Below are 24,148 nucleotides of genomic sequence, written 5' to 3' on the forward strand. Positions count from 1 at the left end.
ATGAAAAAAGTATTATTTGTAGTTACAAGTTGTGACGAGAAAGGTGAAACAAAGCTTCCAACCGGATTTAATTTAGCCGAAGTTACACATCCGTTAGAGGTTTTGGAAAATGACGGTATTCATGTAGATATTGCCTCCATAAAAGGAGGAGCAGCACCGCTTGACGGATTAGAAGACTTCAATGATCCGGTTATTGCAAAATATTGGGCCGATACTAATTTTAGAAACAAAATTGAAAACACCCTGAAATTAGAAGGCGTAAATGTAAAACAATACGATGCGATATTTTTTGCGGGCGGGCACGGAACAATGTGGGATTTTCCAGATACACCAGCTGTTATAAACGCGATTCGCGAAATATATGAAGATGGCAAGATTGTATCAGCAGTATGTCACGGTCCGGCAGCACTTGTAAATGCTACATTAAGCGATGGTTCGTATTTAATTGGCGGAAAAAAAGTGGCTGCATTTACAAACGACGAAGAGGAAGAAGTACAATCTACGCATGTAGTTCCTTTTTTATTAGCCGATGCCTTAAAAATCAATGGAGCGTTTCATCAGCCGGCACCAAACTGGAGCGATAATACTATTGTAGACGGACGTTTAATTACAGGTCAAAACCCGCAGTCTGCTGCGAGTGTTGGTAAAGCATTGTCTAAATTATTATTGAACAAATAAACCGTTTAAAATGAATAATATCGAAGGTAAAGTAATCGTAATTACAGGCGCAAGCAGCGGATTAGGTGAAGCTTCTGCAAAAGCACTATCTGCAAAAGGAGCAATTCTTGTATTAGCGGCAAGACGTTTAGAGCGCATTGATGCACTTGTAGAAGAGTTTTCTAAAAACGGAAAAAAAGCACTTGCGGTACAAACCGATGTGACCGATTTTACGCAGTTGAAAACGTTGATGGAAGAAGCCGTAAATAAATTTGGGAAAATAGATGTGCTTCTTAATAATGCCGGAATTATGCCTTCTACTCCAATGATGGATTGTGATGTCCCAGCATGGAATCAGGTTATTAATGTGAACATTAATGGCGTTTTGAATGGTATTGCCGCGGTACTACCCTATTTTAAGGAACAAAAATCAGGACATATTATTAATGTGTCTTCGGTTGCCGCGCACAAAATTGGCAAAGGATCAGGAATTTATTCTGCTGCTAAAACCGCTGTAAGAGCAATTTCAGAAGGTTTGAGAATGGAAGCCAAAGATTACAATATCAGAACTACTATTATTTCCCCGGGAGTTATAGACACTGAATTGCCAAACGCAAGTGGTGTTCCGGATGAATTAACCAAACAATTTTATCAAGCAGTGGCTATTCCGGCAGATTCTTTCGCGCGCGTAGTGGAATTTGCTATCAGTCAACCTGAGGAAGTTGATATTAATGAAATTCTATTTAGACCTACCCGTCAGGAATATTAAATAACCGAAAAGGAAAAAAACAACCCTTATTTATTTTTCAGGTCCAGGCAACACAAGAAAATTTGCAGAATTGGTTGGCAAATATTCTTTCATAATCTTATCGTTAAATGGATCAATTTCCAACTATAAAAGTTTGCTGCTTTTAAAATATAACAAAAGCTCATTTCTAGCGGAATGAGCTTTTGTTATATCAGTGCTTAACCCCATAATTCTTCTTGTAAATATTAGAATAGTGTCTGATAAAAATTTTCATAATAAATTTCAATCAATAAGTCGGCTCCATTAGATGATGACAAATCGATTAATCCTATTTCACAAAGTGCATCGATTCTACACGTTTGATCCTTAATTGATTTTAGTTTACCCAGATTTTTATCAAAAATGGCAATGTTTTCTATAGCATTTTTTACAATTATAATTAATTGTCTAAAATCAGCTTCAGACAACTTGCTTTCTTTTGCATAGTTTTCTAACCTCGCGCCTTCTCTATAATGAGGATAATTTTCTAATCCCATAAAGGTCAGCATCCAGGCTTTATTATAGCTCCAGATTGTTTTAGTAATTCCTATATAATCGGCTATTAAATCATCATGCAGATTATTAGCAGCGTGTCCGTATTTTTTGAGCGTATATAAATGGGTAAACTCATGTTCTTTCCGAATCGAAACGGAATAATAAGTCCAGACATCTTCTGTCAGTCCCAATTGACTTGCTGTAACGTTACTGTACGGTTTTGTGCTTAAAATGATGAATTTGTCTTTGTATAAAGATCTATTAGACATAATATTATCTGAAAACTTAGTATTCCAATCGCCCAAAGGATTATTTTGCAACCAGTTTTTTTTGATATTATTTAATCTTTTCCGGTTATTAAGGTCTGTTAACAACACCGCCCCTATTGAAGGCGGAATGGATACCGGATTATTTTTATGTAGTAAAGACTGTAGAATTTTTAAAAAATCTTCTTTATTGGGAACGATTAATACCGGAATTCTACCTGCAACACTTTGGTGAAGTTCTAAACTAATGTTTTTTGCATCTTCTAATTTTAGATAAGCTGTTAATTTGATAGTATCGGTTTTTCCTTTTAAAACAACATTTTTGTACAATTCAATTTTATCTATTTCTTTTTCGATTAGAAAATTCAATTGTGGATAGCATTCTTTTAACAGCGTAAAAATGTCTTTTTTTTCAGAAGCATTCAGTAAATCTTCCCAGAATTGAATGCCAGTATCATCAGTAGTCGAAACTGCATAAACATCATCTAAAATAAACTTATTAAAAAGATAGGCCTTAAGTTCAGGGGATAAACCAATCGACACCTCGTGATCGACTAGTTCTAAAGTAATTAAATTGTTCATGATTTTACGAAATTTGGCGTTTAGCCAGTTGTGTAAATAAGCCCTCCTGCTGCATTAATTCTTAATAAGTACCTAATTCAACAATTTCTTTTTTGTCCACCCGAAAATGTTTCAGCACGATAAACTTCTTGTTTTCAATATTTTAAAAATATTACCTATAAATACCCCGCAACGAATCATACAAACTTTCAAAGTCTGTAACCGCAGATCCTGTTGAGGTGCCACAGCTAAAATTGTCTATTTTTTTTTCCTCCGGCTCCTGATCTTCTGGCTCCATTTTTATAGGAATATTGATATACAGAAACTCCGGATCAGACTGGTCTGTAACCTTTATCTTTTTCCTTGTTGGCAGGCTTCTTCCAAAAAAAATCTCTAATGTTTTTTCGGGATTTTTTATCAATGATTTTTTAAAATCATCATTTTCCCAAGCCTCTGCAATTATGCTAAAAAACACATTTTGCCCTTTTTTTTGTTCTTCTGTTAAAATCATCTTTTTTACGATTTAAATTTTTATTTTGATCTGTGCTAAAATCATGCTGTCTATATCGCTATCTGATTAAAATATCAGGAGAAGACCAATCTAGTGTAGTACTTCTTATCATCTCATTTATCATTTGTAGTGGAATTAATGGTTAAATTTAGTACTCCACACAACCTTGTTTTAGAAATTACCTGTTATACTAAAGCCGGTATTAACATACATGATATTCATACTGTTTGTTTTGAAATGTTTGATTGGACATTTTATTGATAGACTGAGATGTCACCAGTGACTTATTGTTATAATAAAACTCCTCTAAGCCAGCGTAATTCATGGCTATCGGTATGGTCTCAGAACCCAGGTAATTTATAGAAGCTCCTATGACTTCTGCTTTTATACCAAGGAGGTTCATTATTCTTAAAAGCTTGCTGTCGCATTCTGCAAATACGACACCATCTTTTTGTTCGCATATGGGAGCAATTGCGCACACCATTAATTTTCTAAAAAGTGTTTTATCTTTTACATCTTTTTTGGTAGCAAATCGGCCAATATGCCATACAGGCGAAGCCTTTTGTGAATAATTATAACTTAATGGATCGATATTAAAAATTTTCTGAAGTGGTAATTTTGTTTTATAATCCCATTTAATCACCCTGATTGATCCCTGAATGTTTCCTGAAAAATCTTTGGCTACAAAAATTTCAGAATCTTTGAAATAATTTAATTCTTCATCATACACTTCCTGAGTGTCTGAAATGATTTCTTTTGCACTTACATTTTCACAATGATGATTGAAGTTTTCCTCTACTACAAATTTGGCTAATTCTGTAAGTTGGTTTAATTCTAATCTTTCTAAGTAATTTTGAGTAATTGTCATTGGGGTTTATTTCATTTTGGTTCGTAACAAATCTAATTTTCATATTACTTTATTTTACTACACTAAATAGTAGTATTTACCTAAAATTCAATAAACTACACTAAAAAAACAGGAACTGCTTTTTGACAATAAAAAAATAGATTAAGAGAAATAAATCCGATGAAAAAAAACCTGAATTTAATAGCCCGAGAAAATCTTACATTGTTTTTAAATTAAAAACCATTTATAAGGATTTGATAATCAATAAGTATTACTGTTATTATACAAGATTGATGTACTTTTTTCATACATAAAAAAAAATGGGTAAATTTGATAAAAATTAAGCAGATGAAAGACCAGGATTTGAATTCATTTTTTGATTCAAGGAATACGATTTTTAGCTTGACAGATGAAGAAAGAATATATAAATTCGATTATATAGAGCCAATTAAGGCATTTGCAAGAGCAACTTATACCAGCTTATATGTTATAAATTATTTGGAACAGGGATTTGAATATGTTTCAGATAACCCTTTATTTCTGTGTGGTAATACGCCTCAGCAAGTTTTAGAAATGGGTTATGCTTTTTATTTTAAGCATGTTCCTCAATCTGATATAGAATTATTGCTTAAAATTAATTCAGTGGGGTTTGATTTTTACGATAAAACACCAATAGAGGATCGAATTCTGTACACCATCTCGTATGATTTTCATTTAAAAAACCAGGAAGGAAAATTGATTTTAATCAATCAAAAACTTACTCCTGTTTTTTTAACCAGTACCGGAAAAATATGGAAAGCAATATGTATTATTTCATTATCGTCTGAACGCAAAGCCGGTAATATTAAAATACATAAAAACGGAGAAAATATGGTTCATAATTATAATCTCAAGCTTGACCGATGGGAAGACTCCAAGAAAATAGCTTTGTCTAAAAGAGAAAAAGAAATTTTACAGCTTTCAACACGCGGTTTTACTATAAATGAAATTGCCGAAGAAATATTTATTTCGCCAGATACTGTAAAATTTCACAGGCGAAAACTTTTTGAGAAATTAGACGTAACCAATATTTCAGAAGCCATTGCTTTTGCTACTAGTAATAAACTGATTTAATGCTGTCTGGCATTTTTTTGTAAAAAATTTTAAGGCAATTGTATCTTTTGTAAAGGTGTATATTCCTTCATTTTTTCTGCTATAACAAAAAAGCTGCATTCAAAATCAAATTTTGAATGCAGCTTTTAAAGAAATTATTTTATAAAGAATCACAAATCTAAATAGGCAGATCTCTCAAATGGTCTATTTGATACTAGTCAAATAAAATTCCGGAAATACTTTTATACGGTTATTAACCGCGATATCAAATGCAATATTGGTACACAAACCAGCAACTAGCCAAGATGCAATAGAAAGCTGCGGAGGAGAAAGATTTTTGTCTTCTTTTATATATTCGTCCAAGACTTTTTCCAGCCATTCCTGAGGATTTTCCCAATATTGCATATATTCTAAAACATAATTGACAACATTGATTTCGGTAAATTTTTCACCTGATTTCTTTAGGGCATCTAATCCTTCTTCTTCTGAAATTACCAGTACCAATGCGCCCCATCCTAAATTATACGGATGTAGTACCGGAATCTTTCTACTTTGACATATAGAATCGAACAAAAGCGGCACATCTGAAGTAAAGTCCAAAGCGTTGATCGCAATTTTATGATCTTTTATGTATTCTTCAACATTTTCCGGAGTTAAAAAACAATTATAAGTCGTGATTTTTGCCTCATTATTAATAGAAAGCAATCTTTCCTTAAGTGCTTCTACTTTAGGTTTAGAGATATCTTTTTCAGTATAGTTTTGTCTGTTTAAATTGGATAATTCGACAACATCGCCATCAATTATGGTAAGGGTTTCAAAACCCAATCTCAGTAAACATTCTGCAATTACACTCCCGATACCTGCTCCGCCTAATAGTATGGGTGTGTTTTTGATTATTTCTTGTTGTTGAGGGGTAATATAAATTCTATTTCTAATATTCCTTTGATCCATATTTCTATTTTTATACTAATTCTATTTTAATAACTGTTGAAATCAAAACTTTCTTACGATCTGCTCTTGTTCACGTAGCCTGCATACGTACATTTAGACACGTACAAAAATAGCAAAAACCTCATCAAATATGAGAAACCTCCAAAATCAATGACTTTGGAGGTTTGCATTTCTAATAACAATATGAACTTAATTTGTTTTTATATAAGATAATGATTAGTTATTTAATTTGCATTCTCATTTTCGATGCTTGGAGGCATTAATTTATACATTACTGGTGTTACAATTCTGGAAAGAATGGTAGAACTTATAAGGCCTCCAATTAATACAATTGCCAATGGTGCAATTAGTGGATTAGAGTTCAGCGCAAGAGGAATAAGTCCGCAGATTGCTGTTATAGAAGTTAGTACTACGGGCAGAAAACGAGTTTCTCCTGCAATAGCAATTGCTTCATCAATTGAATGTCCTTCTTGACGCAATTGATTGGTAAAATCTACCAAAAGCAGTGAATTTTTTACCTGAATTCCCGAGAGACCAATAAAACCAATTATCGCTACAAGTGACATAGGACTTCCGTTAATAAGCAATAATACTACACCTCCTAAAATCCCTAACGGAATAATGGAAAGTACAATTATAATTCCTTTGAAAGTTTTGAACTGTAGTAGCAATACACCAATGAAAAGGAATGTACTCAAAATAATAACTGCCAGAAAATTGCCTCCAAGAGCATCTCCTTCAGATTCTTTTTCTCCTGAAAGCTTGTAATAATATCCTTTTGGCATTTTTAATTGATCCAGTTTAGGGATAATTTCAACCAAAAGGTCATTAGCATAATATCCTTTTGCTGACAACGCCGTTACTTTTGAAAAACGTGATTTATTAAAATGATTAATCGCTGTGGGCGAAGTTTCAAAAGAAATTGTTGCAATCTGATTAAGTGATACGGGGGTGCCCTGAATATTATTTACATATAAATTTTTCAGTGCATCAAGATTTGAGAATTTATTTCTTGGCAATGTGAGTGTTACATTTCTTGCATCGCCACGATCGTCTATATAATCACCAACAGTTAATCCGGCAACAGCAAGGCGAATTACTTTGTCAGCTTCGCTTGTCAACACACCGAGTGTTCTTGCTTTTTCTTTATTAATTTTTACTTTGACATCAGTTTTATAGGTATTTAGTTCATTATTGATATAGACAGTTCCTTCCTGGTTTCGCAAAATATTTTCTACCTCAGACGAAAGCTGACGCAAAACTTTTTGGTCTTCGCCAAATAAACGCACTACAATATTTGCTTCCAAAGGCGTTCCTTGTTCAAAGTCTTTTACCTCTACTTTGGCGTAAGGCATTGTTTTAAATTTATCTCTCAATTTTTCAATCAAAGCTGTTTTATCCGAAGGTTTCGCTTCATCCTCCAATTGAACAAATATCTGGGCAAAATCAGATTTTCTATCCTGAGGATGCACATTGTAATAAATCTGCGGATTTCCTTTACCAACATTGGCGGTATAAAACACAATTTCTTTATGATTTTTCAACTCTGCTTCGATAATTTTTGTAACCCTGTCACTCTCTGATATATTAGCCTGAAGAGGCAGTTTTATATTAATTAAAAACATTGGTTTTTCTGAAGTTGGGAATAACTTAAAACCAGTGGCTTTAAACAATCCAAAAGCAGTAATACTTAATACTATAGAGATGGCAATAGTTGTTCTTGGATATTTTAATGCTTTTGGCATTATATCTCTATACGATCTGGTTAGAAATTTTTGCAGATATTGAAGAAAAATGTTACCACCAGCATGCTCATGTGTTTTTAAAAATCGGCTTCCTAAAAATGGTACTAATGTCAAGGCTACAATCATAGAAGCCAATACACTTGTAATAACTGCCATTGGCAGACTTCTGATAAATTCACCCGAAACATCAGGAAGAAAAACCAGTGGTAAAAAAGCAATCACAAGTGTCGCAGTACATCCTACAACAGCAAGTCCTATTTGTTTTGTTCCTTTTAAAACGGCATCCATTTTAGAATGTCCTTCCCTAAGCCATCGCTCGATGTTTTCTACCACCACAATACTATCATCGACCAGAAGCCCCAAAGCAACTACTAGACCTACAATACTTAACTGATTTAAAGAAAAGCCAAATGCATTCATGGCAATAAGACCCAGTGCCAGAGACAATGGTATCGATATCATCACGATTCCGGAGGCTCTAAATCCTAATGGCAATAAAGTAATGATTACCAAAACGATGGCAAGTGCAAAATCAAAACCTAAATGCCCTAAACGTTGTGATACCATATTTGCCTGGTCGAAATTTTTAACCAGCTTGATATTTTGAGGCAGGTCTTTTGAGAATTCTTCTACTATTGGTAAAAACTCTTTCTGAACATCAGTAATGTTTACATTATCTTTCATTCCGGCAGTCACCAGTACACATCGATGTCCGTTTACACGGGTAATATGATCTACAACCTGAGATTTATAGCCAACGTCGGCAACATCTTTCATGTAGACAATTTTTCCGTTTGCATTATAAATAACCGTATTGGCAACATCTTCGGCGTTTTTAAATTTACCGCTTGTTTTTACATTAAAGACTTTGCTGTCCAGGTCAATACTTCCCCCGGGAATGTCAGCAGCCTCACTTTGCAAACTCCCCATTACAACATTTAAAGGAATTTTTAATTGTGCCAATTTATCCAATTGCAGATCAATACGAATTTCCTGCTCTGGGATCCCCGAATATTTTACATCTTTAAGATTGGTAATTTTTTCTAATTTTGTCTTAAGTTTATCTGCTTCATCACGCAGTTTTTTGTCAGAAGCATTTTCTGACACTAAGGCAACCTGAAGAATTTTCACATCCGAAGAGGCTATTTTCTCTGTTTTAATCTGATAAATGTCTTTTGGGAGTTCACTGCTTTTAAGCGCATTCATTTCAGTAGAAATCTCCTGATATTTATTATCAACATCTACTCCATATTTAAATTTAACCTGAAAAGCGGCTACTCCATCCTCTACAGTAGTTAATATTTTATCTATGTTTTCAAGTCCGTAAATTTTATTCTCGATTGGTTTTACGACTTGTTCCTCCATATCTTTTGGACTCGTTCCGGGATAAATAACCGTAATTAAATATTGCGGCGGATGAGTCGAAGGATCTTCTGCGCGGGGCATCGAAAATAGGGTAAGATATCCTACTACTGACACTAGCAGAAATATGATCAGTGTAAACTGATAATTTTTAACGGCAAAGTTTGTAATCTTCATGATGTTTCGATTATTTAATGATCTTGATCGTTGATTGTTCGTTTAGATAAGCGCTGTTAGATACCACAATCTGATCCGTTTTCTGAAGACCATCTTTTATAAATACTTTGTTATTTTCAAATTTACTGATCGTAACAGGCTGACGTTTTACTTTATTATTTTCTACTAAAAACACAAAGGCTTTATCTCCATCGGCTTCAATAAGCGAGTTATATGGAATGATAATAAAATCTTCGGCCGTTTCGGCTTTAATTTCTGCTTTGCCAAACATACCTACTGCTGGTTTACTTTTTTTCATATTCAGTTTCAATTCTACCTGAAAAGAGCCTAATGCAGCATCTGACGCCTGAGACTTTCTAAAAATAGAAGCATCAAAACGTTCGTCTGGATAACCATCGAGGGTAACAACTGCTTTCTGACCTATTTTAGTTGATGCCCATTCTTTGTCTGTTAAACCAATTTTTAATAAATAATTATTGTTTTGGATGGTTTCATTGATAGCTAAAATTGGAGATCCTGCTCCCACTACTTCGCCTTCGTTCGCTATTTTAGTAGTTACAAAACCATCGGCAACCGCATAAATCTTAGCATAACGAGCATTAAAGGCAACGGCATCTTTCTGCTTTTTAGCAATATCAAGCCCTGTTTTCGTATTTTGAAGTTGTTCCAAAGTGTATACGCTGTCTTTATACAGATTATTGGCGCGGTTGTAATCGCGTTCGTACTTTTTTACGTTCAAATCTGTTTGGTTTAAACCCGCATTAATTTCGGTTTCATCTAAAGACGCCAATAGCTGACCTTTCTTGAAAAACTGCCCTTCTTCTACATAAATACGCTTTACAACACCGCCTATTTTAAAACCATAATTGGCCTGATTTTCTGTAGTTATTAAACCAGATGCACTTATATTATTTGTGAGTGCCAAAGATTGGACTGTTGCTGTTTTAACCGGAATAATATCAGCAGTTTCGAATGGTGTATGCTCTTTTTTTTCTTCTTTACACGCGTAAAAAAGAGGAAGTACAAAAAAACTTATTAGTATTGTTTTTTTACTCACAAGTGTAAAATTATTTTTTAGGTATTCGTTAATCTTTAATTTCATGATTTTTTCTATTTAGTTAAAAGTAAAAGTTGCATTGGCCCTTTCTAATTCTGCAAAGGCAATCCAGGAATTATACAAGGCTATATTGGTATTTAACTGAGCATTTACCCACTGGTTTTGCGCATCCAGAAGTTCTATGTATATGGCCTGACCTTCTTTGTATAATTTTGTTATATCGTCGTTGTATTTTTTGGCTGACTCTTTTTGGTTTCTATCTGCATAGAATTGTTCCAATGTTGATTTTAAATTATTTTGGGAAACCTGAAACTGAAGAAGTAACTGCTGTTTTACATTATCGATCTGCGAACTGATTTTTTTATTGTCTTCTTCTACTTGTTTGAGTTTGAATTTATTCTTGTTTCCTGAAAAAATATTCCATTCTAAACCCACTCCGGCAAAATAATAACGGGACTGTTTGTTTACTTCAAAATCAAAATCCTGAATTCCAAAATCTGCAAAACCGTTCACTTTAGGAAACCAATACGACTGCGTAAGTTTGCTCACATTATCGTTTATTTCTTTTACCTGAGTAAGTTTTTGGAGTTCTTCTCTGTTTTGGGTGTTTTCTGAAAGAGCTTCAATTGGCAAGGCTTCACTTTGATCTGTTTCTATTGCTGTATCCAATTTTTCATTCAATAAAAAATTAAAATAAGATTTGGCATTATTGCTGGTTTGTTTTGCCGTTTCTAAGTTTGCCTGTATTCGTATTACCTCATTATCACTTCTTAAAACAGCGGTACGGTTTATTTTATCATTTTTAAATAACGCTTGATTAACCCTTTGGTTTTCCTTGACCAATGCCAAAGCATCCTGATAAATTTTAATACCTTCAACCGACTGGAGGTATTTGTAGTAGGCTATTTTTATTTCCTTGACTAACTCCCTCTGATAAATTTCCAGTTCTATTTTTTGTAATGAAGTCTGCTGATTTTTAATTCTTTTGTTGTAGATAATTTCATAATTCAGCAGTGGCATTGTGGTATGAATTTTAGCATCATAAAAGTTATCCGGATTAATTAAAACAGACTGATTCTCTAAAGCTGGAAATGCATTAGAATTTGTGATTTGATTCAGGGTATTGTACACCGGATTCAGCATATCACCTATCGGAATATCAATCGTCCTTCCGCCTTCTGCCTTAGTATAACTTCCGTTTAAGGAAACCGTTGGATAAAACAAGGATCTCGCTTCTTTTAAGGCATACATACTTTTATTAATATCAAAGTTATGTTGCTTAATTACTTCGTTATTTTTTAGTCCAGTTTGTATGTAACTGTCCAGCCTGCTTTGTGAATATCCCAGATATCCAAAACAGATTATTGCAAAATTTACTATTATTTTCATTTTATTATACATTGTTTTTAAATTGAACGTTGTTCATTTTTTTAGCCAAAAAAATTAAAGTTTTTCTATTATTTTTAAATATTCATTATATCCGTCAAACAAAATAGTATCAGGATTAGTAAATTTCACTCCCTTGGTTCTCTGACGAATTTCCAGACAGCACATACCGTGTACTAAACTCCAAATCATAAACGAAAGTGGTTCAACATTATGCCCTTTAAAATGCCCTTTATTGATACATTCTTCAATTGTTTTTTTAAGGTAATTAAAAGTATTGGCACCTTCATCCCAATTTTCATTTTCAGATTTTTCCAAAAATTCCATTGGTGCTTTTACATTAAACATCAAATCGTACATCTCCGGATTTTCCAAAGCAAATTTTATGTACATAAATCCCATTTTTCGGATTCTTTCCATTGGATCTTCTAAGGTGAACAAGTCTTTAAAATACCCTCCTAATTCATCAAAACCAATAGAATGCAGATCATGCAAAATGGCGTTTTTATCTTTAAAATAAACATATACAGTACCTACACTATAATCAATTTCATCAGCTATGTTTCGAATAGTAGTTTGTTCTATACCTTTTTCAAGAAATAGCTTTTTGGCTCCTTTTAAAATCAGCGCTTTCAAAGCTTCTTTTTCACGTGCCTTTCTTTCTCCTGTACTCATATCTTAAATTTATTTTGCAAACATACAACATTTTATTGAACAACGTTCATTTTTTATACAATAATATAAATTTAGACAAAATAAGCCTTCAGTACTCACTTCAGAACCTGCATTAAATAGAACTTTTACAGCTGCATCACTAATTTTTCCTTATGAAGATCAGCCGGAAAAATCTATTTTCCGGAATCAACTCTTCAAGCAATTGCCGGACCAATAGATCCGGCATCAACAATAACTACAATAACTATAATAACTTATTTGTTGCTCCTGATTTTATTTTTATTTCCCTACCGCTTTTTGAAGATGAGCGGGATAACGATCTCCTTGTATTGTGGTTTGAGAAAAAGCATCGTCAATTTTTTTAACATCATCCACAGTTAGGTGAATTGATGCTGCTTCAATATTTTCTGTTAATCGGTTTGATTTTGTAGTTCCCGGAATTGGTGCTATCCATGGTTTTTGCGCTAAAAGCCAACCTAATGCAATTTGTGCGGGAGTGGCATTTTTTTGAGTAGCAATTGCGGATAGCAAGTCAATTAATTTTTGATTTGCCTTTCTGTTATCTTCACTAAAACGAGGTAAATTATTTCTGAAATCAGTACTTTCAAAACTTGTATTTTCAGTAATTGCTCCCGTTAAAAAACCTCTCCCTAATGGACTAAAAGGTACAAAACCAATTCCTAATTCTTCGAGTGTTGGTAAAATTTCTAATTCAGGTTCTCTCCACCAAATTGAATATTCACTTTGCAAAGCTGTTACAGGCTGAACCGAATGTGCTTTGCGAATAGATTCAACACCCGCTTCTGAAAGTCCAAAATATTTTACTTTTCCCTCCTGTATAAGATCCTTAACCGTTCCTGCCACATCTTCCATAGGTACATTTTCATCTGCTCTGTGTTGATAGAATAAATCAATAACATCTGTTTTTAATCTTCTTAAAGATTCCTCGGCAACTGCCCTGATATTTTCTGGTCTGCTATCTTGTCCGTTAAAAGCGTTTCCTCCTTTAAAACCAAATTTTGTAGCAATAACAACTTCTTTTCTAAATGGACTTAAAGCCTCTCCTACCAACTCTTCATTCTCAATTCCATATGCTTCGGCAGTATCAAAAAAGGTGATTCCTTGTTCATACGCTTCTCTGATTATCTTTATCGCTTGCTGCTTCTCAATCACAGTACCATAAGCGTAGCTTAGTCCCATGCAGCCTAATCCTAATGCAGAAACTTCTAATCCTTGTGCTCCTAATATTCTCTTTTCCATGATTTCAATTTTTTATTTAAATTTCTATCTTCCATCTGTTGGGTATTTTGCGGATCATTTACATCTTTCTCCAAATTATTTTGGTGATTTAATTAAAAAAGAAACTGGCAAAACAGCACAGTAACACATTCAATTGAAATTTTAAACAACTATAGATTCTTTATCGCTTAATAGCAGATGATCTAAACCGTCTTCAGATACAAAAGTATCATACTTTTCAAGTCCTTTAAAATCAATCTCGGTGGCTTCACTTATACTTTTAACACTACATTGGTAATTTTTAAATTCTACTACCTTGTCTATGTCGAGTGCTTCTATATCCAATAGTAAACTTTCATCAAAATCGATATCTCCAAGCAGTAGTTTTTGTGATAATTTAAAGGCTGTTGCTTTTAAATTATCATCATCATCCAACCATACAATTATTTTAAAAAATTCCATAGGCGTTCTTACTCCTCTAAATATTCTGTCGGTTTTTTTATTAAAAATTGGTCCGTTAAAAACACTCATTTTAATTTCGTCACTATCCGTTTGTTTTTTAACTCCTTTTTCCAACACGGCTTTTTCGAGTTTTCCCCAAATTCCGGGTGCACGATTTAGTCCTGGCACCTGTGGACAGGCATTGGAATAAAAACAGGTATAGATACCGTTGCGTAACTCATTATCTTTTGAGGCAGGGATATTCCACTTGGCATCCTGATAGCGACTCATATGTCCTCTGTCAAAATTAGAATGAACATAAAATTTATCATCCAGCTGACACATTTTATCAATTCTCGCATCACGCAACCAGTCATCGCTGCGGTCGCTATCATCTATACGCAGCGCCGGATCCCCCGAAACATTCACTGCGCTGATCAAAGGCATTCTTCTCACAGCATTAAAAATAAGACTGTAATTAAAATACTTTAGTACCATTGATTTATCTTTAAGCAAGGCTATTTCTTTCTCAATATCACTTCCAGATTGTGGCATTGGCAAGGGAACATCTTTGTCTTTTCCCAGAAAATCAGAAACATAACCACGGCAGGAACTAAAATCAATAGCATCTTCTTTACTTATTTTAGCTGCTTCCAAAAGTAATTCATTACTGGAACTATTTCCTTTTTGTGGTTCTATAGCTACAGTAGTAGCTATTTTTTTAGTTGACAGACTGATATCTATACTATTTTCGCTGTTTAGAGCATCAACAGGGACGCTTATTATTATATTCTTGCTCGTATTGGTTTCCATGATGTTTTGTTTTTCCAGATTTTTTAATGGTGTGTCATTTAACAATTTACCATTTGTTGAGAATGTTAGAGTTTCCTTTTGGGGTAATTGTTCAATCGCTGTAATTATAGGGTCATTTGGATTTTCTTCTTTCACATGCTTTAAAATCGTACTTATTCTTATCCCTTCATTTTTAAGCCAAACCACTTTAGTAATGTCAATTTTGCCATCATATTCGGGGATTATATTACCGTCCCTATCCAGATAATACTTACCATCTTCAGTCATTTTGGCTATACTTTTATGGTGCAGCCCTACTACTTGCCATTGGTCATTAAATACGGGACTTCCACTACTCCCTTGCGCTGTATCTGTTTCATAGTAAATTTTGATATCATCAATACCTACAAACAAATTTTCTCTGATAGACAACTGCTTGTAATCTCCCAAAGGATGGTGGATAATATTAAGTTTCTCAACACCCACTTCTCCAATTTTACCTATAAGCCTGTCCAGATATAAATAACCAATATCTTCTAAGGAATATTCATTGTTTGCATCCTTAGGAGCTAATCCTACAAAACAATAATCGAGTTCTTTGTTATTATAAAATTTAGAATCATCCATTTTAAATATAACCGGATCAATAGGATGTCCTAAATTATCATATTCATAAAAAAAATGTGCCTCGCTGCTTGTTGCCATATCCTTCTTTTGAAAAACATGCCAATTGGTAAGCATAAGTTCTTTAGACACCATAAAACCAGTAGCAAAACCTACTTTTTTATCGTTTTCCTTAATCACTATCCGGGCTACCTTTCTTTTAGTAAGTGCAATTAGTTCAATAAAATTACTATACAAAGAATCATTATTTCCTATGGCTCTTTCATAAGCAAAATCTACAGGTTCAGCTGCTTTAGAAGCAATCATATCCTTCCTGTTTTCTTTTCTTTTTTGATTTTCCTCAGGAGTAACTGAAGGTATTGAGTTGCTTATACCAGAGTTTTCACTACTACCGGTTGCTGTAGCAATTTCTAAACTTTCATCAGGTGCTGTAGACAAGCCCAACGTGTCCGTAACATCCTGATTGGTTTCTTTTTGTAATTGATTTTTAGATACTTTTAGCATAACAGAGATTGTTTTTAGGTAAGTATGCACGCTTAAATTTTATACTGTCATTGAGTCTTTCTTAAGCTCATAAGTAATAAAGAATTCTCAGTCTTTACTTATAATATTAAAGCTTAAAAACTCTACGTAATGATGTCTTCATCTATTTTAATTTTATTATCCCACCAAATATAATTAGTTTAATTAAATAATAATCAAGTAGTTATACCTAATTTATTTAATTAAACTTAAAAACTTATGAGCCTGGAAATGGTGAAGAAAAGCTTATTAAAGGCTATATGTAGGATTTGAAAAACTCGTACGCCCTTTTCTCTACATAGGAATACATTGAATTACGCAAAGGAAAAGCACAATGTCCCCCGTATTTAGGAGTTTCAAGGTAAACGTATGCACTGTCGTGAGCTATAGCTCTGGGGTAACATCTTTCACCTAAAAAAGGATCATCCAGAGAATTAATGATTAAAACCGGAGTGGTAATATTTTTAAGGGAAAATTCCGGAGAAACACGCTGATAATAATCATCCCGGCTGGCAAAACCATGCAATGGCGCTGTAAAATAATGATCAACTTCATCAAAAGAAGAAATTTTGTCAATTTGATCACGGTTTATAAAATCAGGAAATTGCGCCGCTTTGTATTTCAGCTTTTTTTTAATATCAATTGTAAAATTCTTTAAATAGACTCTGTTAAAGCCTTGTTTAAGTATGGCAGCACTTGTTGCAATATGAGTTGGAACCGAAATGGAAACTCCTGCTTTTATGCGCTCATCTATTTTTGTCCAGCCAAAATAATTCAGGAGCTGCACACCGCCCATTGAATATCCGATTAAATAGACATCTTCGAATCCTTTTTTCAAAACAAACTGAACCACTTCATCCAGATCATCAACTGCACCATGATGATAAAGTCTTGGAAGACGGTTCATTTCTCCTCCGCAGGTACGATTGTTCCATGCGAAAACCGAAAAACCTTTCTGCTGAAAATAAGCCGCACAGCTATTATTGTAAGTTCTGCGGGAATCTCCTTCTAAACCATGACATAAAATCACTGCTTTTTTAGGATCATCTATAATAAAATCAATATTGATGAAATCTCCGTCACTCAACTCATGCTTTTCTCTTGTATATCCCGGAACGTCAAACTTTTTAAACAAAGCAGCATAAATAGTAGAAATATGCCTGTTGCGATGCATAATCGAAGGAAAATTATATTCTGATTGTTCAATTACTGGCATGATCCGAAAAGTTTTTGGTGGCGTTATACAAAGCTAAGAAATCAATCAATATGTAATTTAAAACTGTCTTTTTTTATTTCAACTCCAAAACCATTTTTTTCCTAAACTAAAAATCCTCCATCAAATTATTGATTGAGGATTTTAATTGTGGGTGCTTTGGCAAAACATTCATTCAATATGAAAATTTATAAGAAAGTGCCAAACCTTTCAAAATGGCAGGTGTATCCATTTGGATGTTTAATAAGATAGTCCTGATGATATTCTTCTGCTGTCCAAAATTTAGTAAAAGGCTCCAGAGTAGTAACAATTTTACCCGGCCATTTGCCTGACTGGTCGACGATGTTAATCACTTCATCAGCAATTTGTTTTTCCTCTTCATTTTGAATAAATATAGCTGATCTGTAACTTGATCCTCTATCATTTCCCTGCTTGTCTACAGTTGTCGGGTCATGCATTCTGAAAAAATAATCCAATAATTCTTTATAAGAAGTTTCATTACTGTCATATGTAATTTCGATGCCTTCAGCATGTCCCGGATGATTCTCGTAAGTTGGATTATCATTTTGACCTCCAATGTAGCCAACTTCTGTGTCCCTTACTCCCAGGCGTACACGAAAAAGATCTTCCATACCCCAAAAACATCCTCCGGCGATATAAGCTTTCTTCAAATTTTCCATAATTTATTATTTAAAAAATACGGACTTGCCTGTCCTTGTGCGCAATTGTAATTTATTACTAGTTTACTATCAAAGATACTAGTTTATTATTTGTTTTTTTTAATGGGAGCAGCAGTTAATTAACACTTATAACAGAATATAAAAACCAAATAACAAAAAGAAGCATCGAAAACTATTCTTTGCTTCTTTTTTCTTTTTTTAAAGCCTTAGCTCCTAATTTAGTGGTATCTTTTTTAGTTTGTGATGAAATATCATAAGCTGAACCGTCTTTTGCACTTGGTCCGGGACCTGTTCCTGTGCCCGTGGTGCTAGTACCCGAAGCGTTAGGTTTTCCCGGGGCTGATGTACCCGTTGTATTTGGACCATTATTTATATTTGTGGTATCTGCTGAAACTGTGTCGACAGGAGTTTTACTGGTATCAATTTCATCACTATACCCATCTTTATTATTCTTACATGAAAATAAAAATCCTGCTATTATAATAATCAGGACAATTTTTAATTTAAATAACGCTTTCATAATAATATTTTTTAGTTCCTAATGCTTCAAATTTAAAATTATGATGGTGTAAAATTTTATACAATTCTCATTATGTTTTATAAATCTCCGGATTTGGATCCTGCAAAATCTCAATGTTATTATATAACAAAGCATGTTCATAAAACAACTAAATTTGATCTGTTTACAAAAAATATCATTATGAAAAATTCTTTAATGCTTTTGCTATCAATCTTCTTTTTTTCATGTCAACAAAAAGAAAATCACACAACTCCTGTTCAATCTCCAGATCCAATTCTTACAAAGGAAAATAAAGTAGAGATAAAACAGAAGGAAGAGAACAAACAAATTGGCGACACTATCCTTATGAATTTCAAGAATGAAAAAGGTTTATTTATAGCTGAAGGTTCTTTAGATTCTATTCATTCGAAAGTGTATCTCAAATTCAAAAATGAAAATTTAGGCGAGTTAAAAGGAAAGATTGTTCCGACCACTGGCAAAGGAAACATCCGTTTTAACCAAATTATTTTTCCCGATAAATCCTCAGATGGTCCATTTGGAACGGACTTAAATATCGACCTCAAACAAAAAGGAAATCATATTATAGTAATTGGACATTCGCTAATGGCCGACGAGCCTTATTTTGGTAAATTTACCGTAGAACTTGAGAATAAAACAGAATAATTCCCAGATATTACTTACGATTAGCACTATTGGCTTGTCTGATTCCTTTCGGATCCGTGAGGTTAAAACGATAAACGAAACTTAATCTGTAGCGGGCAGCGTTGGGAATACTGTTTTCAGCAAAATAATAATCTGTACCGGTTGTAGTACTTTTATTTTGGCGTAAGTTGAAAGCATTAGTAACATCAAATACAATTGTAGCCTTTTCTTTTAATAAGATCTTACTCAGGCCAAAATCCAATGATTGCAAGGCATTGTTTCTCGTTTGTGCATTTTGCTGTGAGCCACGAAAGTTATAACGCCCCTGAAAACTAAATTTTGCCGGCAGTTTAATTTGTGTGCTTAAACGTCCTGTAAAAGTTTTCCCTTCGTAATCAAGGTTTTCGTCCTGATAATTTCCTTTTTGCGAAAAATGATAAAAATTCATTTCCATATTTACCTGTAGCCATTTTAGCGAATTGTATAGAGTCGAAAGTTCAACACCACTTCGTATTTCATGCTGAATATTAATTGGTGTTGTATAAAATATATCATTTCCACGGTAAGTAAAATCCTGAATGTAACCACTTTCCCATTGATAATAAACAGAAGGATTTAAGGTAAGTTTTTTCCATGTTTTAAGAAAACCCAGTTCAAAAACATCTGTATAGGAAGGATTAAGATCTGGATTGCCAATGTATTGCGAATTCAAATCTGTCAATTCATTAAAAGGATATAAAGCATATAACGAAGGACGATTAATACGTTTACTATAATTTAACTGTAAAGTCGAAGCTTCAAACTTATAACTCAGATTAACGGTCGGAAATAGTTTGTCATATTTTTTCTCGTCGTTGTACGTGTTTTGAATGTCTTCAATAGAAATTCGGGTAAACTCTGTACGAAGTCCCATCATATAATTAAATTTTCCCGCTTTGTTGCTGTATTGTACGTAGGCGCTCGCAATGGTTTCTTTATAATTTAAGTCGTTGTCGATATTTTGGTAAATAGTCCAGATATTATCTTGTTCCTGTTCTGCCAAAAATGCACTGGAGACTTTACGAATTTCCGTTTTAACTCCGAATTCAAATACCGAAACAGTATCAATGGGCTGAATAAAATCAGTTTGTAAAAGCAAATCCCTGCTATTGCCAATTGAGCTTGTTCTAATACCGGGATAAACCGACTGATCCGGATATAAACGCTGTGTTGAAAGATTCCAGTTTTTATCGCTGTTCCACCAATCATACTGAACATCAATGGTCCATTTTTTTGTTGGGTTTTTAAAGGTTTGTGTATAATTAAATTCAAATTGATTGTAATCTCGTTTTTCTAATGATTTTCCTTTTCTTGTTAGAGTGCTGTCTTTTGAATTGTTGGAACTATAATCGTACAACAAACGGGTTTTGTCATCATCACGTGTTGCATTCTTTAAAAAAGCGGTAGTAACCGTGCGATGTTCATCAATAAAATAATCAGCGCCAAGGTAAATCAATTTACCATCGTCGTGGCGGTCTTCGTTCTGAACATGATTCAGAAAAGTTGGTGTACCATTATTAACTGTTGACTGATTCGTGGTGTATAAGCCAACATAATCAGAAGAACGGATACTAAAATTTGAAAAGATGTTAATTTTATCTGATTTAAAATTGATGCTTGGATTAAGGCGGCTATCATTTGGTGAACCCGCTACCAATCGTACCTGACCGCTAAAACCACTTTTTTTGTTTTTCTTTAAGATGATATTGATGATTCCCGCCGAACCCGAAGCGTCATATCGCGATGAAGGATTTGTAATTACTTCGATACGTTCAATTTGGTCGGCGGCAATTTGATCTAGCGCATTGCTTTGGGTTAAACCCGATTGACGTCCGTTGATAAGAACCAAAACACTGCTATTGCCACGAAGACTTATTGCTCCAGTTGGGCTTACCGCTACAGAAGGAACGCCATTTAGAACATCATGAGCAGAACCATTCTGCGAAAGTACATCTTTACCAACCTCAAAAACCTTTTTGTCGAGTTTTAAGCTAATGCTTGGTTTTTGACCCGTAATCTCCACGGCGTTTAATTGTACGGCATCTGTAGATAAATTAATAATGCCCAATTCTATTTTTGGTTTACCGGAAATAATTTCTAATGGCTGACTATAATTTTGATATCCAATAAAACTAAAAGAAATCGTCATTTTACCAGAAGGTAGTGCTTCTAAATTAAAAACCCCAAGATCATCAGTAACGCCAACCAATATTGTTTTTAAGGCATTGTCCTTTACCGTTACGGTTACATAAGGCAATTTTTCTTTGCTAGTTTTATCCTGCACTTTACCGGAAACAGTAGTTTGCTGTGCGTTAGCAAAAAGAGAAATAAATAAAATTAAAATACTGGTTGTTAAGGCTTTCATATTATATGGTTTTATAGTACAAGATTACCTCATAAAACAAAATCACGCTCTTTAAAACATTCCAATGGCTCTAAGACCTTTTGAAATGCATTTCTTTATTTGATATTTATTATACCTTTATCTTATGTATCGCCTAACCTTTTTTATCGTTTTTTTGCTGCTTTTATTTACATCTTGTAAACAGGATGTTGATTACGTGGAATCAGATCCAATTTATTGGATAGGTAATGGACCGCCACAAAATTTTCGGGGAGAATCCGGAGATTCAATTTTTAAAGTTCAAATAAAAGTAGCATTGCTGAAACGCGAAAACAAGTCTGAGCCACTAGGTTTACAAGTTAATGCTTTTGGCGCTTTCGATGTTTATTGGGATGGCATTTTACTGGGTAGTAATGGAGTAATGGCGAAATCAGGTCGTGCTGAAGTACTGGGAACAGAAACAACCTACTATCAAATACCCGAAAAATGGTCCAATACAGGCAAGCATATTGTCACCATAAAAGGAACACAATCTCATCTTGGGGATGAACAGCGCGGTATTGATGTGAAATTAGAAAGCTATCTGCAGCTTCTTCGTGCACCTCTTATCATTATGTCTTTTATGAATCTTATGGCGGGAGCTTTTCTCACTGCAGCTATTTATTATTTTTTTCTGTACATCAATAACAGCCATAAACAAATAACGGTTTTACTTTTTGGCATAATCTGCCTGTTTTTCTTCAGCCTTCTGATTATAGAATATGTGAAGTTTTATATCCCTATTCCATATACCAGTTTTTATCTCCGGCTCGAGATTATTGGCTGGCTTACCTTTGCAATTGCGCTATTGGTTCCATGGTATTTTATGCTGCAATTTGGTTTTGAAAAAAAACGGCTGTTTTTAGTGCTTTTACTTCTAACTCTCATCGCGATCTATATTTTAAATTACCGACATTATGATATTACCGCTATGCGTGTTAGTTATATCATGTGGCTTGCCTCTATGCTGATAGCAATCAACGCAGTATTTCGAAAAGTTAAAGGAGGACTTATTGTAATGGTAGGTTTACTTATCAGTGCAATAGTTAATTATTTTCTGGTGTATGATTTTGGATTATTTATCACCTTTACTATTATTGTCCTTTCCATGCTTTATTTACATGCCATTCGAACCAAATCTATAGAAGAGGCTCATAACGCATCTTTGCTGTTATCATCAAGATTACAACTGGAGCTGATAAAGAAAAACATACAACCCCATTTTCTTCGCAATACACTTACTTCATTGATAGATTGGGTCGAAGAATCACCACAACAAGGAGTTGTGTTTATTCGTGCATTGGCAGACGAGTTTGATATCATGAATTCTATTGCCGAAGATACACTCATTCCTATCCGACAAGAGATAGAATTATGTCAAAAGCATTTGCAGGTAATGGCTTTTCGTAAAGAAGTTTGTTATGAATGGCAAGAAAAAAACATTGATGAGAATGAAGAAATTCCACCCGCTATTTTTCATACTATTATAGAAAACGGAATTACGCACAGTTTACCGCCAGAAGAAGGTTGTATTACTTTCTGCCTGAGTTTTACCAAAGAGAAAAACCATAAGGAATATTCGCTCTTAACTATCGCACAAAACCGAAACAGAAAGAAAGAAGGCAGTAACGGTACCGGTTTTAAATACATCAAAGCGAGATTGAATGAAAGTTTCGGTGACAATTGGCTTTTTGATTCCCATCAAGTGGAAAAAGGCTGGCTGACAACTATTAAAATTTTTGATAAAAAATGAAGATTCTGATTATTGAAGACGAGGCCCGAATTGCCAAACGTATAGAAAGAATGACAAGAAATTTCTTTGACAAAGAGGTACAGATTTTACTTTGTGATTCACTTGAAAATGGGCTGCATGCTATTGAACAGCACCCGATCGATTTATTATTGCTGGATTTGAATTTAAACGGAGAAGATGGTTTTGAAATTCTTCAAAGTGTTGTGGTTAAATCTTTTCAAACCATTATTATTTCAGCTTATACTGATAAAGCAATTAGTGCATTTAACTATGGAGTACTGGATTTCGTACCTAAACCATTTGATGAAAGCAGGTTGAGACAAGCTTTTACGCGCTTTACAACACCAGAAAAACAATCAAACGGAAATATTCAGTTTTTGGCAGTAAAAAAAGGGAAAAGCATTAAACTTATAACGATTAAGGATATCAAATATATTAAAGGTGCCGGAATTTATACGGAACTGCATTTGTCAGATGGGCGTATGGAACTGCATGATAAATCTTTAGAATCATTAGAAAAATTGCTTCCGCCCCAATTTGAGCGAATACATAAATCCTATATCCTTTGCTGGAACGAGGCTGATAAACTTGTTGTAGAAGCCGGCGGCAGATACAATATGTTACTTAAAAATGGTGAATTATTGCCAGTCGGCCGTTCAAAATATAAAGAAATCAGGCATAAACTGATTTAACCTTTAACAAACAAAAGGATATTACTTTTTAAAAATCTT

Annotated in this window: 20 protein-coding genes and 1 pseudogene; 7 read left to right on the top strand and 14 right to left on the bottom strand. The window is 34.0% G+C overall.

Annotation, left to right across the window (positions count from 1 at the left end; translation table 11 throughout):
* Positions 1–678 carry a type 1 glutamine amidotransferase domain-containing protein gene (locus tag ASC72_RS14280; RefSeq protein WP_056191836.1) on the top strand — a complete coding sequence of 226 codons (678 nt, stop codon included), beginning with the start codon at positions 1–3 and terminating at the stop codon, positions 676–678.
* A gap of 10 nt (positions 679–688) precedes the next feature.
* Positions 689–1,426, top strand: a complete 738-nt coding sequence (locus tag ASC72_RS14285) for an SDR family oxidoreductase (protein WP_056191838.1) — start codon at positions 689–691, stop codon at positions 1,424–1,426.
* Positions 1,427–1,650: 224 nt separating this feature from the next.
* On the opposite strand, the gene ASC72_RS14290 is transcribed toward ASC72_RS14285, so the two are convergent.
* From ASC72_RS14290 to ASC72_RS14300, 3 genes are all read right to left on the bottom strand, one after another.
* On the bottom strand, positions 1,651–2,787 hold the full coding sequence (locus ASC72_RS14290) for a hypothetical protein (protein ID WP_056191839.1): 1,137 nt from the start codon (positions 2,785–2,787) through the stop codon (positions 1,651–1,653).
* Positions 2,788–2,938: 151 nt separating this feature from the next.
* The gene (locus tag ASC72_RS14295) at positions 2,939–3,277 is read right to left on the bottom strand and encodes a hypothetical protein (RefSeq protein ID WP_056191841.1); all 339 of its coding nucleotides are present in this window, start codon (positions 3,275–3,277) and stop codon (positions 2,939–2,941) included.
* A 202-nt stretch (positions 3,278–3,479) separates the two neighbouring features.
* Complete coding sequence (locus ASC72_RS14300) at positions 3,480–4,145, bottom strand: hypothetical protein (protein WP_056191843.1); 666 nt, start codon at positions 4,143–4,145, stop codon at positions 3,480–3,482.
* Positions 4,146–4,472: 327 nt separating this feature from the next.
* Here ASC72_RS14300 and ASC72_RS14305 point away from each other — a divergent pair, with 327 nt between their 5' ends.
* Positions 4,473–5,237, top strand: a complete 765-nt coding sequence (locus ASC72_RS14305) for a response regulator transcription factor (protein WP_056191845.1) — start codon at positions 4,473–4,475, stop codon at positions 5,235–5,237.
* Between the two features lie 183 nt (positions 5,238–5,420).
* Here the strand turns inward: ASC72_RS14305 and ASC72_RS14310 are convergent, their stop codons facing one another.
* The 6 genes from ASC72_RS14310 to ASC72_RS14335 form a co-directional block, all read right to left on the bottom strand.
* Positions 5,421–6,167 (bottom strand): ThiF family adenylyltransferase, encoded by a 747-nt coding sequence (locus ASC72_RS14310; RefSeq protein ID WP_056191847.1) that lies wholly within the window; start codon positions 6,165–6,167, stop codon positions 5,421–5,423.
* Between the two features lie 224 nt (positions 6,168–6,391).
* The gene (locus tag ASC72_RS14315; RefSeq protein WP_056191849.1) at positions 6,392–9,451 is read right to left on the bottom strand and encodes an efflux RND transporter permease subunit; all 3,060 of its coding nucleotides are present in this window, start codon (positions 9,449–9,451) and stop codon (positions 6,392–6,394) included.
* Positions 9,452–9,461: 10 nt separating this feature from the next.
* Positions 9,462–10,553, bottom strand: coding sequence for an efflux RND transporter periplasmic adaptor subunit (locus ASC72_RS14320; protein ID WP_056191850.1), 1,092 nt, complete (start codon positions 10,551–10,553; stop codon positions 9,462–9,464).
* A gap of 12 nt (positions 10,554–10,565) precedes the next feature.
* A complete protein-coding gene (locus ASC72_RS14325) occupies positions 10,566–11,897 on the bottom strand; it encodes a TolC family protein (RefSeq protein WP_056191987.1) in 1,332 nt (443 codons plus the stop codon).
* A gap of 54 nt (positions 11,898–11,951) precedes the next feature.
* Positions 11,952–12,569, bottom strand: coding sequence for a TetR/AcrR family transcriptional regulator (locus tag ASC72_RS14330; RefSeq protein WP_056191852.1), 618 nt, complete (start codon positions 12,567–12,569; stop codon positions 11,952–11,954).
* Positions 12,570–12,848: 279 nt separating this feature from the next.
* Complete coding sequence (locus tag ASC72_RS14335) at positions 12,849–13,829, bottom strand: aldo/keto reductase (RefSeq protein ID WP_056191854.1); 981 nt, start codon at positions 13,827–13,829, stop codon at positions 12,849–12,851.
* Between the two features lie 28 nt (positions 13,830–13,857).
* On the opposite strand from ASC72_RS14335, the pseudogene ASC72_RS24535 reads away from it, so the two are divergent.
* Positions 13,858–13,950: pseudogene (locus ASC72_RS24535) on the top strand (AraC family transcriptional regulator); the annotation flags it as partial.
* 20 nt (positions 13,951–13,970) lie between these two features.
* On the opposite strand, the gene ASC72_RS14340 reads toward ASC72_RS24535, so the two are convergent.
* From ASC72_RS14340 to ASC72_RS14355, 4 genes are all read right to left on the bottom strand, one after another.
* Complete coding sequence (locus tag ASC72_RS14340; protein WP_056191857.1) at positions 13,971–16,169, bottom strand: DNA/RNA non-specific endonuclease; 2,199 nt, start codon at positions 16,167–16,169, stop codon at positions 13,971–13,973.
* Positions 16,170–16,443: 274 nt separating this feature from the next.
* On the bottom strand, positions 16,444–17,403 hold the full coding sequence (locus tag ASC72_RS14345) for a YheT family hydrolase (protein WP_056191858.1): 960 nt from the start codon (positions 17,401–17,403) through the stop codon (positions 16,444–16,446).
* Between the two features lie 185 nt (positions 17,404–17,588).
* The gene (gene msrA, locus ASC72_RS14350) at positions 17,589–18,080 is read right to left on the bottom strand and encodes a peptide-methionine (S)-S-oxide reductase MsrA (protein WP_056191860.1); all 492 of its coding nucleotides are present in this window, start codon (positions 18,078–18,080) and stop codon (positions 17,589–17,591) included.
* Positions 18,081–18,252: 172 nt separating this feature from the next.
* Positions 18,253–18,600, bottom strand: a complete 348-nt coding sequence (locus ASC72_RS14355) for a hypothetical protein (protein ID WP_056191862.1) — start codon at positions 18,598–18,600, stop codon at positions 18,253–18,255.
* A 180-nt stretch (positions 18,601–18,780) separates the two neighbouring features.
* On the opposite strand from ASC72_RS14355, the gene ASC72_RS14360 reads away from it, so the two are divergent.
* A complete protein-coding gene (locus tag ASC72_RS14360; protein ID WP_131725819.1) occupies positions 18,781–19,263 on the top strand; it encodes a hypothetical protein in 483 nt (160 codons plus the stop codon).
* A 10-nt stretch (positions 19,264–19,273) separates the two neighbouring features.
* Here the strand turns inward: ASC72_RS14360 and ASC72_RS14365 are convergent, their stop codons facing one another.
* The gene (locus ASC72_RS14365; RefSeq protein ID WP_056191867.1) at positions 19,274–21,646 is read right to left on the bottom strand and encodes an outer membrane beta-barrel family protein; all 2,373 of its coding nucleotides are present in this window, start codon (positions 21,644–21,646) and stop codon (positions 19,274–19,276) included.
* Between the two features lie 124 nt (positions 21,647–21,770).
* Here ASC72_RS14365 and ASC72_RS14370 point away from each other — a divergent pair, with 124 nt between their 5' ends.
* A complete protein-coding gene (locus ASC72_RS14370; RefSeq protein ID WP_241775707.1) occupies positions 21,771–23,417 on the top strand; it encodes a histidine kinase in 1,647 nt (548 codons plus the stop codon).
* Positions 23,414–24,109 (top strand): LytTR family DNA-binding domain-containing protein, encoded by a 696-nt coding sequence (locus ASC72_RS14375; protein WP_056191869.1) that lies wholly within the window; start codon positions 23,414–23,416, stop codon positions 24,107–24,109. The genes ASC72_RS14370 and ASC72_RS14375 overlap by 4 nt, the downstream gene beginning before the upstream one ends.
* The last annotated feature ends 39 nt before the right edge of the window (positions 24,110–24,148 follow it).

Source organism: Flavobacterium sp. Root420 (assembly GCF_001427905.1).
Taxonomy (GTDB): domain Bacteria; phylum Bacteroidota; class Bacteroidia; order Flavobacteriales; family Flavobacteriaceae; genus Flavobacterium.